Origin of the sequence: Methylobacterium sp. 391_Methyba4 (genome assembly GCF_029691625.1) — a bacterium.
GTDB lineage: Bacteria > Pseudomonadota > Alphaproteobacteria > Rhizobiales > Beijerinckiaceae > Methylobacterium > Methylobacterium fujisawaense.
The window spans coordinates 282074-295363 of sequence record NZ_CP121475.1 but is presented as its reverse complement, the minus strand read 5'-3'; the positions used below and the strand labels follow the sequence as shown (position 1 = coordinate 295363).

8 protein-coding genes are annotated in these 13290 nt (G+C 66.0%); 6 read left to right on the top strand and 2 right to left on the bottom strand.

Annotation, left to right across the window (positions count from 1 at the left end; all coding sequences use genetic code 11):
* Positions 1–5 precede the first annotated feature (5 nt).
* The 4 genes from P9K36_RS01470 (at position 6) to P9K36_RS01455 (ending at position 6889) form a co-directional block, all read left to right on the top strand.
* Entirely contained in the window at positions 6–3275 is a 3270-nt protein-coding gene (locus P9K36_RS01470) for an efflux RND transporter permease subunit (protein ID WP_043755141.1), read from the top strand.
* Positions 3275–4660, top strand: a complete 1386-nt coding sequence (locus P9K36_RS01465) for an efflux RND transporter periplasmic adaptor subunit (RefSeq protein WP_100793879.1) — start codon at positions 3275–3277, stop codon at positions 4658–4660. Before P9K36_RS01470 ends, P9K36_RS01465 begins: the two co-directional genes overlap by 1 nt.
* Before the next feature lie 176 nt (positions 4661–4836).
* Positions 4837–5517: a response regulator transcription factor gene (locus P9K36_RS01460; protein WP_043347627.1), complete on the top strand. Its 681-nt coding sequence runs from the start codon at positions 4837–4839 to the stop codon at positions 5515–5517.
* The gene (locus tag P9K36_RS01455) at positions 5504–6889 is read left to right on the top strand and encodes an ATP-binding protein (RefSeq protein WP_043382161.1); all 1386 of its coding nucleotides are present in this window, start codon (positions 5504–5506) and stop codon (positions 6887–6889) included. The genes P9K36_RS01460 and P9K36_RS01455 overlap by 14 nt, the downstream gene beginning before the upstream one ends.
* 66 nt (positions 6890–6955) lie before the next feature.
* On the opposite strand, the gene P9K36_RS01450 is transcribed toward P9K36_RS01455, so the two are convergent.
* Together P9K36_RS01450 and P9K36_RS01445 are read right to left on the bottom strand one after the other, a co-directional pair.
* A complete protein-coding gene (locus tag P9K36_RS01450) occupies positions 6956–7249 on the bottom strand; it encodes a hypothetical protein (protein ID WP_043755137.1) in 294 nt (97 codons plus the stop codon).
* A gap of 719 nt (positions 7250–7968) precedes the next feature.
* A complete protein-coding gene (locus P9K36_RS01445) occupies positions 7969–9567 on the bottom strand; it encodes a porin (protein ID WP_043347634.1) in 1599 nt (532 codons plus the stop codon).
* A gap of 848 nt (positions 9568–10415) precedes the next feature.
* On the opposite strand from P9K36_RS01445, the gene P9K36_RS01440 reads away from it, so the two are divergent.
* A complete protein-coding gene (locus tag P9K36_RS01440; protein WP_111473147.1) occupies positions 10416–12176 on the top strand; it encodes an ethylbenzene dehydrogenase-related protein in 1761 nt (586 codons plus the stop codon).
* A gap of 14 nt (positions 12177–12190) precedes the next feature.
* Positions 12191–13228 (top strand): 2Fe-2S iron-sulfur cluster-binding protein, encoded by a 1038-nt coding sequence (locus P9K36_RS01435; protein WP_111473148.1) that lies wholly within the window; start codon positions 12191–12193, stop codon positions 13226–13228.
* Positions 13229–13290 lie beyond the last annotated feature (62 nt).

Genomic DNA, 13290 nt, shown 5'->3' with positions numbered 1-13290 from the left:
GTCACATGGAACTCGTCCGGTTCGCCCTGAAGTTTCGCAAGAGCTTCTATGTTCTTGCCGTCCTGATGTTCCTCGCCGGCGTCGGCTCCATTGCCGTGGCCCCCAAGGACGTCCTGCCCGCCGTCGACATACCGGTTGTGGTCGTGGTGTGGACCTACAACGGCCTCGATGCCACCGACATGGTCCAGCGGATCACGAATTACAGCGAGTTTTCGCTGTCGAGTAACGTGAACAACATCAGGCGGATCGAATCGACCTCGATCCAGGGCACCGTGACCGAGCGGATCTACTTCGATTCGGCGGTCAGCATCGATCTGGCAATGACCCAGGTCGACTCGGCCATGAACGCGATCCGCTCGCGCATGCCGCCGGGCGTGCAGCCCCCGGTCATCATGCGCTTCTCCGCCTCCTCGGTGCCGGTCATCCAGATGGCGCTGTCGTCATCCAAGCTGCCGCTCACCAAGGTCTTCGACTACGCGCAGTACCGGACCCGCCGGCGGCTCGCCGAGGTGCCGGGCTCCACGCTGCCGTCGCCCTATGGCGGCGCGCCGCGTCAGGTCATGGTCGATCTCGATCCCGCCAAGCTGCGCGCGATCGGCATGACGCCGCTCGATGTCCTGAACGCGGTCCTCAAGCAGAACCTTGTGGTGCCCTCCGGGCTCGCGAAGATCGGGACGCAGCAATACACCGTGCGCCTGAATTCGAGTCCGCAGCTGGTCGATCAGCTCAACCGTATTCCCATCAAGGTCGAGAACAACCAGCCGGTTCTGCTGCGCGATGTCGCCCATGTCCGGGACGGTTCGCCGCCGCAGATCAACATCGTCCGCGCGGATGGGCACCATTCGGTCCTGCTGCAGGTCCTCAAGAACGGCGCGGCCTCGACCCTGGACGTCGTGAATGCCGTCAAGGGCGCCCTGCCCGACATCCACGCGGCCGCGCCGAAGGGCATGACGATCACGCCGCTGTTCGATCAGTCGGTCTTCGTCTCGGACGCCATCTCCGACGTGGTGCGCGAAGCGGTGATCGCGGCCGGCCTCACAGGCCTCGCGATCCTGCTGTTCCTGGGGTCGTGGCGCTCGACCATCGTGGTGCTCGTCTCGATCCCCCTCTGCATCCTCACCTCTCTGTCGATCCTGGTCGCCCTGGGCCAGACCATCAACGTGATGACCCTGGGCGGCCTCGCCCTGGCGGTGGGCATCCTGGTGGACGATGCCACCGTGGCGATCGAGAACACCTACCGGATGTTCGAGGAGGGCTTCTCGTTCAGGCGCTCCGTGGTCGAGGGCGTCGCCGGCATCGCCAAGCCGGCCCTGATCTCGACGCTGGCCATCTGCTCGGCCTTCTCGGCGGTCTTCTTCCTCACCGATGCGCCCCGCTACCTCTTCGTCCCGCAGGCCGAAGCGGTGGTCTTCGCGATGCTGACCTCGTACCTGCTGTCTCGGACGCTGGTGGCAATCCTGATCGACGTCCTCGTCGCACCGGAATACGCGCAGCATCACGGCGGGTCGGAGCCGGGAACCGAAGAGCTCGCGGCGCCCCGGCGCCGCTCGGTCATCAGGCGCGTGCTCGGCTTCGCGGTGCGACCGCTCGTCTGGGCGTTGCGGTATCCGGTGCGCGGCGCCCTCGCCTTCCGGGCGGCCTTCGAGCGGGGCTTCGCGCGGTTCCACGCCGGCTATGTCGGACTGCTCTCCGCCGTGATCAGCCACCCGGCCCGCTCCCTGGTCGGCGTGATGGCCGTCTTCGCGGTGACCGCGGCGATCTTTCCCTTCGTCGGGCAGGATTATTTCCCGCAGATCGAATCCAGCCAGATGACGCTGCACATCCGCACGCGGCCCGGCGAGCGGATCGAGCAGGCGGAAAAGACCTTCGCGCAGGTCGAGGACGTCGTCAGGCAGGTCGTCCCGAAGGACGAACTCGGACTCATCCTCGACAATATCGGCCTACCGGCATCGAACTACAATTTCGCGTTCATGGACGCCTCCTTCGTCGCCTACAACGACGGGCAGATGCTGATCAACTTGAAGGGCGAGCACAAGCCGATTTCCTTCTATGAAAAGCGCCTGCGCAAGGTTCTGCACGAGGCCTTCCCGGACGACATCTTCTACTTCCAGCCCTCCGACATCATCACGCAGATCCTGAACTTCGGAACCGTCGCCCAGATCGACGTTCAAGTGTCCGGACGTCACGACGACAAGGACTTGGCCGTGGCGCGGGATCTCGTCCGCCGCATCGCGGCGGTCCGAGGCGCGGTCGATGTCCACCTGCACCAGATCGTCGACGCGCCGCAGATGTACGTGAATGTCGACCGGAGGCTCGCTTCCGAAATGGGCGTCAGCGAACAATCCATCGCTCAGAATCTGAACGTCTCGCTCTCCGGCTCATTCCAGGTCAGCCCGAACTTCTGGGCCGATCCGAAGTCCGGGATGCCCTATCAGCTGTGGGTCCAGACGCCGGAATGGCGCAACGCCGATATTCATCAGCTGATGAATACGCCGGTCTCCGTCCATGCGAACGGGCAGGACAAGCCGGGCATTCCGATCCTGCTGTCGAACATCGCCACGATGCAGCGGCAACCGGAGCAGACGGTCATCAACCACGTCAACCAGCAGCCGACCCTCGACATCCTCGCCAACGTCCAGAACGCCGATCTCGGCAGCGTGCGCAACGCCGTCGACCGGATCGTCGCTGACGAACAGGCTCAGCTCCCGGCGCCGGACAGGATCCTGGTCCGCGGCCAGATCGAGAGCATGGAGAGCGCGTTCTCGCGGATCGAGCTCGGGCTCGGCATCGCCCTTGTGGCGGTCTACCTGCTGCTCGTCCTGAACTACCAGACCTGGGTCGATCCCTTTGTGGTCATCGCGGCGCTGCCGCTCGCCTTCTGCGGCATCGTGATGAGCCTGTTCATCACCAGCACGGCGTTCTCGATCCCGGCCCTGTTCGGGGCGATCATGTCGGTCGGCGTCGCGAGCGCGAACTCGATCCTGCTCGTCACCTTCGCCAAGGAGCATCGGGAAGCCACCGGCTGCTCGGCCCGCGAGGCCGCCCTCATGGCCGGGCATACCCGCCTGCGGCCTGTGCTGATGACAGCGTCCGCCATGTTCCTGGGCCTGATCCCCATGGCGATCGGCGCCGGCGAAGGCGCCGAGCAGAACGCCGCCCTCGCCCGCGCGGTGATGGGCGGGATCGGGATGGGAACCGTGTCGACGCTGCTGTTCGTCCCCCTCCTCTACACCCTGCTCCGGCGTCAGCCGATCAAGCCCCTCGAGGATTATTGATGACCGCTTTCACCGACCCTCCCGAAGCCGGCGCCGAGCCTGCCGCGCGGGCGCACCAGCACGCGCTCGAGGTCGATCCGCTGCGGCGGGACGAGGCCGGGGAGACCCTGGCCCAGGCCGCGCCACCGCCGCCGCGCAAGCGGCCCTTCCTGGTGGCGTTCCTCGCCCTCGGCAGCGCCCTCGGGCTCGGCGCGTGGCACCATTGGGACGTCTATCAGGCGTCGCTGGAGACCCAGGCCGAGGCCGTGGACTTCGTGCCTACGGTCCGCACCGGCCCAGCGACCGTGGATGACGGGCCCATGCGGCTGACACTGCCGGGGCAGACCGAGGCGTTCGACCATGCCGATATCTTCGCCCGTGCCACCGGCTACATCGCCGAACGCAAGGTCGATATCGGCTCGCGGGTGAAGAAGGGCGATCTGCTCGTCCGCATCGCCGCACCGGACCTGGATCAGCAGGCCCGGCAGGCGGAAGCCCAGCTCGGTCAGTTCAAGGCCCAACTGGCGGTGGCGCAGGCGGACGTGGAGCAGGCCAAAGCCAACGTGACGCTCGCCAACGTCACCGACGCGCGCACCGCGACCCTGGCCGGTCAGGGCTGGGCGTCCAAGCAGAATGCCGACCAGACCCGCGCCGGCATGCTGACGGCCACGGCCTCCCTTGCCGCCGCGCAGGCGAAGGTGAAGGTCGCGGAGGCCAACATCACCGCGCAGCAGGCCACCGTCGAACGGCTCCGCACCCTGACGACCTTCGAGAACGTGGTCGCGCCCTTCGACGGCATCATCGTCGCCCGCAAGGTCGACGTCGGCGACCTCGTCCAGGGCGATGCCGGCAGCGGGACGCCGCTCTTTTCGATCGACAGCATCGATGTCCTGCGCGTGACCGTGCAGGTGCCGCAATCGGCGGCGGTGGGCATCCATGATGGCGTGAAGGCGCGCGTTCAGGTTGCGCAGATGCCGGATCGCACCTTCGCGGGCACGGTGTCGCGCAGCTCGGTCGCCCTCCAATCTTCGGTCCGGACGCTCGACACCGAGGTGGACGTCGCCAATCCGGAGGGAACGTTGCGACCGGGCCTCTACGTCGCCGTGACCTTCGAGGTCCCGCGCATGCACCCGCGCGTGGTCATCCCGTCCGAGGCGCTCATCTTCGACGCAGGCGGAACGCAGGTCGCCGTGGTCGGCACGGACGACATTGTGCATCTCCGGCCGATCACGATCGCGCGGGATCTCGGCACCCGCCTCGAGCTGCGCAGCGGCCTCAGCAGCGGTGAAATGGTCGTCCTCAATCCGCCTGCCGACCTGCGGGAAGGCGGCCGGGTCGTTCCGAAAGGCCCCACCGCTTCCCGCATCCCCACAGCCAAGCTCTCCGAGCAGGCGAGCGCGGAGTGAGGCGCATGGTTCAGATCCCGCGCTCACCTGTAAGCTTTGCCGAACCGATGATGCAGAGCGATAGCCCCGAGCCGTCCCCATTTGACTCCGGAACCGAAGAGGATATTTCCGGCACCTCCTCCGAGCTGCAGGAGACCAAGCAGAGCCGACGAATACAAAATAAGAAGGAAAAACGGATGGCCAGCGTATTGGTGGTAGAGGACGACCGGCGGGTCGCGGCCGAGATCGGATCGGCACTCGCGGAATACGGATTTCAGGTTGACGAGGCCCCAAGCGGCAGTATCGGATTACGCAAGGCCCTCGACGGTAAATTTGACGTGATCGTTCTGGACCGGATGCTTCCGGAGATTGACGGCCTGTCGCTGCTGACCAAGCTGCGCGCCGCCAAGGTGTCGACGCCGGTCCTGATCCTCAGCGCCCTCTCGGCCGTCAACGAGCGCGTCGACGGCCTGCGCGCCGGCGGCGACGACTACCTCGCCAAGCCGTTCGAGTTCATCGAACTCACCGCCCGCGTCGACGCGCTGGCCCGCCGCAAGATGGCCGCCGAGGCGGTCAACGAACTCGTCGTCGGCGACCTCCGCCTCGATCTGATCGACCGCGTCCTCTACTGCGCCGAGCGCGAGATCGAACTCCTGCCCAAGGAGTTCGCGATCATCGAGTTCCTGATGCAGAACGCCGGCACCCTCGTCAGCCGGAAAATGATCTTCGAATCCGTCTGGGGCTACAGCTTCAATCACCAGTCGAGCGTCATCGACGTCCATATCGGCAAGATCCGGAAGAAACTCGATCCCGACGGGCTCAACCCCCGCATCCATACCGTGCGCAACACAGGCTTCATCCTCCGTGCGCCTGCTTGAAGTCCGGCGCACGAGCGGCTTCCGGGTCGCCTGCCTGTTCTTCGCGACCTTCGGAACCGCGTCGCTCGCGCTGTCGGCCTTCCTGTACGTCGACACGCGCAGCTACGGCCGCAAGGCCGCGTTCGAATGGGTGGGATGGGAGTCGAAGCATCTTCTGGGGCTGTCCCCGCGCGCGCTGCGCGAACGGATCGACGCCTCCGAAGATTTCGCCGAAGGCGGCCGCCCGCTGGTGCTGTTCGGGCCCGATCAGACGCGCCGGGCCGGCGCACCGATCCCCTTCCCGGTCACGGCGCCGGTTGGCCGGCCGTTCATCCTGTCACAGCCGACGGATCACGGCACCCGCGCGCTGTTCAGCCAACTCACGGAGCTGCCGAGCGGCGAGTATGTCCTCGTCAGCCGGTCTGCCAAGGATCTGGAGACCCTGGAAAAGGCGCTGGTCGAGACCTTCGTCTGGGGCATGATCGCCACCATCGTCATCGGTCTGATCGGCGCCGTGGTCTTCGGGGCCGGCTCCCTGCGGCAGAACGATGCGATCACCAAGGCGGTGGAGCGCATCATGCGGGGCGATCTGAGCGAGCGTCTGCCGACGCGCGGCGTCTCGGCCGACCTCGCGCACCTCACGCGTGTGGTCAACGACATGCTGGATCAGCTTCAGCGGCTGATGCTGGAGATCAAGGGTGTCAACGAGAACATCGCCCACGACCTGCGGACTCCGCTGACCCGGGTGGTCGGCACGCTGGAACGGTCGCTGCGCAAGGCCGACAGCGTCGAGGCCTTCCGGGCCTGCAACGAGGACGTGCTTGCCGAGGTCAAGTCGATCGTCGTGCGCTTCTCGGCGCTGCTGCGGATTTCGGAGATGGAGGACCGGCTGCGCCGATCGGGCTTCACCGAGGTCGATCTCGGGCGTTTGCTCGAGGACGCCGTCGAGTATTACGAGCCGCTGGCCGTGGAGCGCGGCATCCGGATGCGCTGGGAGCGGCCGGACGGGCCCTGCCTCGTGGAGGGTGATCGCAGCCTGATCTTCGAGGCGGCGAGCAACTTGATCGACAACGCCTTGAAGTTCACCCCGGCCGGCGGAGAGGTCGCGGTCACGCTGCTCCAGCATCCGGCGGGCATCCGCGTCGTCGATACCGGCTGCGGCATCCCGGCGGACGAACTCAGCGCGGTGCGGGCGCGGTACCGTCGCGGTGCCTTGAAGACCGACAAGAGCGGCTTCGGGATCGGCCTGAGCTTGGTCGATTCCATCGCGCGGCTCCACAGTGCCACCTTCGACATCGCCAGCGACGGCGCCGGCTGCTGCGTCACCTTCCGATGGGCCCGCACGGTCGCGAACACGCCGTCCATCGACCTTGTCCCCGCCCCCGCCCTGTAGCGCCGCCGCGCCCGGCCTCTCCCGTCATGAGGAGCGCCGGGCGCGCGGAGCCTCCGATGCGGCGTCTCAGTAGGACGACCGCCCGTGTCGACGCTCGCGGGTGTTGTAGCGGCTCCACTGAGGATTGGCCGGGACCGTCCCGATCGAGGCGGGCCGCTGAACGGCCGCGCTGTAGCCAGTCGCGCCTTCCCACATGCCGCCGGCTTTGTCGTTGCCCTCGGAGGCGGACCACGCGTCGAGACCGCTGCCGTTTGTCCGGATGATGAGGCTCGGATCGATCGACGGACCTCCATCCTGCGCGAACGCCGGAGCCGCGATCAGCATGGCGCCCATGGAACAGGCCAGGACAATGCTCTTCATGATAATCTCCCGTCTTTGGTCTGTCGCGAACCGGCGACGTGAGTAATACATGCAGCACAGACGGTTTAAATGCTATATTTTATTGCAGAATAATTCTTTCGCTCTTTGTTTCGGCTTCAATCTTGAAAGGATTTTTGAATTTTTGACCTTGGCGAAGGCGGAGTGCAGCGCGAACGGCGTTCGAGCCCGCCGCGCCGGGATCGCGGACGCGACCCTATGCACGGATTTCGCTGGCATGTGGGTCGGTGGACGAGTCGACGGCTGTTCGGGCCGCCCCCCCCCCGACGGTCGCGCAACAGGTCTGGACGGAATGAAGGGCCGTGCGGGGTAGCGCTCGACGGCCTGCAAAACCCGGTCTTTGACCCGGGAGATGGTGCAGGAGATCGCTCATCTGGATGCCGGCCGGCGTCGAACATGAAAAAGCCGACCGGTTACCCGGTCGGCAGAGTCTTTGGGTCTGAAGCTTTGGATCAGGTCGGCCCTGCCCTGGTACCCGGGCCCGCCGATCTGAAACCGTAGCATCTGCTCGACCGGAGGCGAAGCGAGCCGCCGAAGAGCTGTATTAGTTGTAGCTCATTCCGCGTCAGTATCAATTAAAAGAAGTTTTATTTGCCGAACAAAACCGAAAATTCCCAATCGTCTTCCGGTCAAACAAAAGCCCAGCCGAATGGCTGGGCTCAAAATTTCTTGTTGTGAGTGGTTGCGCGCGTCGCTGGCGCTCAGAAGTCCCGCTGCACACGGAAGCGGAACTGGGCCGCATCCTGAGAACTCACGTAGCGCAGCGCGTTCTTCGAGATGTCGGGCGTCACACCATTGTTGAGGGCGGTGCGGATGTACTCACCCTCGACCCCGATATCCAGGTCCTTCACCGGAGTCCAGATCAGGCTCGCGCCGGTGATGATCTGGTTGTTTCCTCTCAAGACAGGGCTTGTGGCGAAGGCCAGGGCATTGGAGGCGCTGGCGCCGGCCGGCGCGAAGCCGAAGCCCAGGAGGCCGAGGGCATTGCGGCCCTTCGAATTGTAATCGATCTGAGCGTAGCTTCCGAAGAACGCCGACCGCCAGGCCGGTGACCAGTAGTGAAGCATCGACGCGACGGCCGAAAATGACGTCGACAGCTCGAGACGGCCCGTGGTGGGGTTGAGGACCGCATCGGCGTAGTATTGGGCGAACGAGCCGCCACCCACGGGCGCTGCGCCGAGGGCATCGTACGGAGCCGTGTAGTTCGAGATGCCCGTATAGGCGATGGCACCCTGCCCGTAGGCGCCCTGAAGGTACAGCGTATCGCCCGTCGCGATGAACGGCAGATTGACCTTCAGGCCGCCCTGAACCGCCCATCCATAGGCGTTCGACGCGCGTCCCGTGGGCGATATGCCGAGACCGGTGGTGGCCGTGGTGATGCCCCCCACCGTGCTTCCGGCATCGCCCGCATTGATCTCGTGGACGGCGGCCGACACCTGGGCGGATCCCCAGGCCTGATCGATGCGTGCCACGCCGATGAAGTCGGGCATCCGGCTTTTCTGGGTCACATCGACGAAAGCCACGTTGCCGGGACCAACCACGATCGGCGCGAGGAAGGTCGCGGGCGTGAACGGGTTGAAGGCGTTGCTGTAGCCCGCGAACCCGCCGCCCGCCGTGAAGGCGCCGACAGCGGCCCCAGTGCCGAAGATCGGGAAGCGGCGATAGACCGGGTCTTCCATAGAGGCCGTCAGGGTGACGCCGTTCCCGAGCGTCGCCGAATAGGCGAGCAGGTTCGTGCTGAACGTGTCGGATCCGGCCGTTCCGCCGATCAGCTCGAAGTCGTGGGCATAGAAGTCGAAGAACGAGGAGGCGCGGCCCGCGGTCAGGCCGGCGAACTGAATGAACGCCTTGTCGGCGTTGATGTAGGTTTGCGTGCGCCCGAACGCGTCGGCGCCGAGTCCGGCGATCGCCAAGCTCTCGCGCTGCCGGGATCCGGAGGTCAGGAACGGGCCGCTGCGGTTGGCGACGTCGACCCGCAGGAAGGCTCTCAGGGTTCCATAATCGGTCTGGGTCCGCGCATCGAGATTGATCCGCATCAGGCCCAGATATCCGGTCAGGTCGCCACCACCGCCGGTGCGGACTTTGCTGGTCTGATACAGGAAGTCATACCGCGCCCTGCCGGATATGCGGAGGCAGGTATCAGTGCCGGGAATATAGAAAAAGCCCGCTCCGTACGCGTTGCAAACGCGCACGAATTCGACTGGCGCTGACTTCAGGGTCGGCAAATCTGCGGCTTGTGCGCCTGCAATCGGAAGCATCAGAGCTGAAGAGCCCAGTAACAGCGCCTTGATTTTGGTCATGGTGTCCCCGCATCCGACGCCGTGGCCATGGAGGTGCCAGCGTCAACCCAATGATCCGCGTTCACGCGCGTGCGGGATGACCGGCACGATGCAACGTCGCGGTGTTTTGGAGATTTGGCCGGCCTATCGATCGGCAGCTTGACCGTATCTATCCAGTAATGATTTTACAAATAAATTAGACTTGTATTTTTCAACTACAATTCGGTTCCTTAAATTTGTTTTTGTATCTGAATCTTGAAACGACGACGAAGCGCGGGGTTTTGCGGTTGCGAGGTTTCCGCGGCCAGGCAAGGTCCTACTCAGGGGGAAGCCGCGGACGGGATCGCCGATCGTCCGGGTGAGCGGCGGCGCCACGGCGCCTGTCCGTCGTCGCGATGTCACGCGCAACCATCGAAACGGATCGCCGTCCGCGCCCCGCGTTCCCGCCGGCGGCCCCATCGGTCCGGGGAGACCGAAAGCCTCTGCGGTCATGCTCTCGAGGGAGGCGCTGACGCTCCTAAGCGTGCATTGGACCGAATGCCGTGCCGATGTCGCTCGATGGCCGGCCCGCCCTACAAGCCGGACGGAGCAGGCCGGCAGGATGCGACATGGATCCGCCGGCCATTGCCCGCGGGCATCAGCGGACCCCGAATGGAAACGATGGCGCAGCCGATGCGATCGGTCGCCGAACCGCGATGGCTGGACCGTTTCGCCACGGGCGATTCCGTCGATCGCTCAGGACGGCGCCGTTAAGCATATCCGCGAGGAATCTGGGATTTGAAAGCTCGGCCATATCGCCGGGTGTGTTCTATGATTTACAAAGTCCTAACGCAGGTCGGATAAATTGCGCCGATTGAGCGGAGGATCGAATGTCGGAACCGCTGACCCTCGCGCCCCATCCGCCTCGTGGCGCCGCGGCACCGTCCGAATCGGGCGTGCGCCTCGACCGGCATCCCCGCTCCGATACCGGCACGATCGTCATCCATTGGATCGTCGCCGGCGCGATGGTTGCGAGCCTGCTCACGGGCCTGCGCATCTCGGCCGACGCTCCTGTGGCGCGCACCGCGAAATTCCTGGCCCCGTTTCTGCCGCAGGGCGAAGTCTGGACCGTGCACTTCGTGGCTGGTCTCACCCTGTTCTTCGGGATCACAGCCTATCTCGTCTACCTTGTGCGCGGACGTCTCACGGATCGCAATGGCCTGTCCCGGCTCCGCGCGCTCCGCGTCAGCGGCCGGAGCAAGGCGGCGCGGAAGGCGCGGTGGGGTGGCGTCAACGTCGCCCTGCACTGGCTGATCTATGCCGTCACCCTCGTCCTGACCGGCACCGGCATCGCGCTCTATCTCGGCTATGGCGGCTGGGTCGTCTGGCTGCACGCCACCTGCGCCCTGGGCGCGCTGGCCTACATCGCCATCCACACCCTCGCGCATTTCATGTATGGCGGGCTGTGGCAGCTCCTGCGGCTCTTCCGCCCCGCGCCCCTGGCGGACGGGGCGACCCGCCGCCGTCGGCCCTTGCTGGCGGCCGCAATCGTCGGCCTGCCCGTGGTGGGTTTGCTGGCCTGGGCAGATCTGACGGGTCGCTCCACCCTCGTGGTCGACAAGGTTTCGGTCGGGCCCGACCTGTCGAAGCTCCTCGACGATCCCGTCTGGCGCACCGCCCGACCGGTTTCGGTCCGGACGATGCAAGGCGCCAATTTCGGCGGCACCGGCGAGACCACCGTGGAGATCCGCGCGGTGCGCGACGGGGCGAACGTCTACTTCGCTTTTCGGTGGTGGGACCCCTCGCGCTCGCTGAAGCGCGTCCCGATGATCAAGAAGGCCGACGGCTGGCATCTCCTCGACGCGGACGCCGCCAAGGCGGACGTGACCGGATACTACGAAGACAAGCTCGCCGTGATCTTCTCGCGCTCCGATGCCTTCGGCAGCGGCGGCTCGACCCATCTCGGTGCCCGCCCCCTGCCGGACGCCCCCGCGCCTCTGAACGGCCGCGGCTACCACTACACCACCGACGGCAGCTACATCGACATGTGGCAGTGGAAGGCGGCCCGGGGCGGCATGCTGGGCGTCGTCGAGGACATGCATATCGGGCCGCCCACCGAGCCGACCGCCGCGGAGCGGGCTGTGAAGGGCCGCTACCAGGCGGGCTACTGGGGCGATCCCGGCACAAGCACGTACCGCTACAATTTCCGCTTCGAGGGCCCCGGTGGCTACGAAGGCGCCGTCGAGCCGCTGCGGCTGCCCAAGGACTGGCGTGCCACCGTGGCCAGGCTCGGGACGATCGATCTAGGCCTCGATGCCAGTACCGCGCCGGGCTCGGCGTGGTGGATGGTCGAGAAGACCGAGACGGTTGCCTACTCGGCGGCCGGCGACGCAGAGATACCGGTCGGGACCGTCATGCCGGGTGTACTCATGACCGACGGCTATTCGGGCGATCGGGCCGGAATCTCGGCGGCGGCCGACTGGGCTGACGACCATTGGACCCTGGTGGCCTCGCGCAAGATCGCGACCGGCAGCAAGTACGATGTCGATTTCCTGCCCGGCAGCAAGTTCTTCCTCTACGTCTCGGCCTTCGATCACACGCAGACCCGCCACACGCGGCACATGCGGCCGGTCGAAGTCCTGCTGCGCTGACGCGGGATCGCAGCATGACCGATCGCGTCTCCCTCGTCGTCAATGGCCGGCCCATCAGTGCCGGCGCCGGACAGACCCTCCTCGACGCGGGTCTGGCATCCGGCCAAGCGATCCCGCACGATTGCGCCACCGGCCAGTGCGACACCTGCCGGGTCCGGATCCATTCCGGCTCGGTGGACGATGCCGGGACCCGCATCGGCGACACCGTCCTGGCATGCCGGGCGCGCCTGACCGCGGACATCGCCATCGAATTCGACGAGGTTCCCGACGTCGTGCGGCGGGCCGGCATCGTGGACAGCGTGGTCGAGCTCACTGCCGAGATCGTCGAGGTCACGGTCGCGTTGCGCAAGCGGCTGATCTATCTCCCGGGACAGTACCTTCGCGTCTCCTTCGCCGGCCTGCCCGCCCGCGACTACAGCCCGACCCTGCGCGTGGACGGATCCGGCGAACTGAACGAATTGATCTTCCAGATCCGCCGGCAGCCCGACGGCGTGGTGTCGCCGCAGCTCGGCGGACGGATCGGACGGGGAACCGCCGTGAAGGTCGAGGGTCCGTTCGGAACCGCGTTTCACAGGTTGGGGCGCGGCCGTCTCGTCGTCGTTTCGTCCGGCGTCGGCTTTGCGCCCGCTTGGGCCGTCGCCCGGGCGAGCCGCCTGCGTGAGCCGGAGCGCGACCTGCTCGTCGTGGCCGGCACGCGCGAGCCGCAGAATCTCTACATGCGTCCGGCCCTGGAATGGCTGCGCGACCGGGGGGCGGCGACGATCTTGACGTGCAGCGGTCGCAACCCCCCCTCCGACGCCCGAGCCGGGCGGCCGACCCTCCATCTGCCGAGGCTCACACGGGACGACACGGTTCTGGCCGCCGGCGCCCCCGAGATGGTCGCGGCGGTGCAGTTCCTGGCGGCCGCGACCGGTGCGACCTGCTACGCTGATCCGTTCTACGCCGCGACACACAAGCCGGACCGGAGCCCGCCGTCCGACACGAACTTCTTCCAGCGTTTTCTCCAGCGCGTGGCAGGTAATCGGACCGCTAAAACGGATCCGGTCGCCTAGCGGATCGTCAACCACATCTTCAAAGCAACCTAGTTGGTGACTCGAGGTTAAGCATTCGAGAC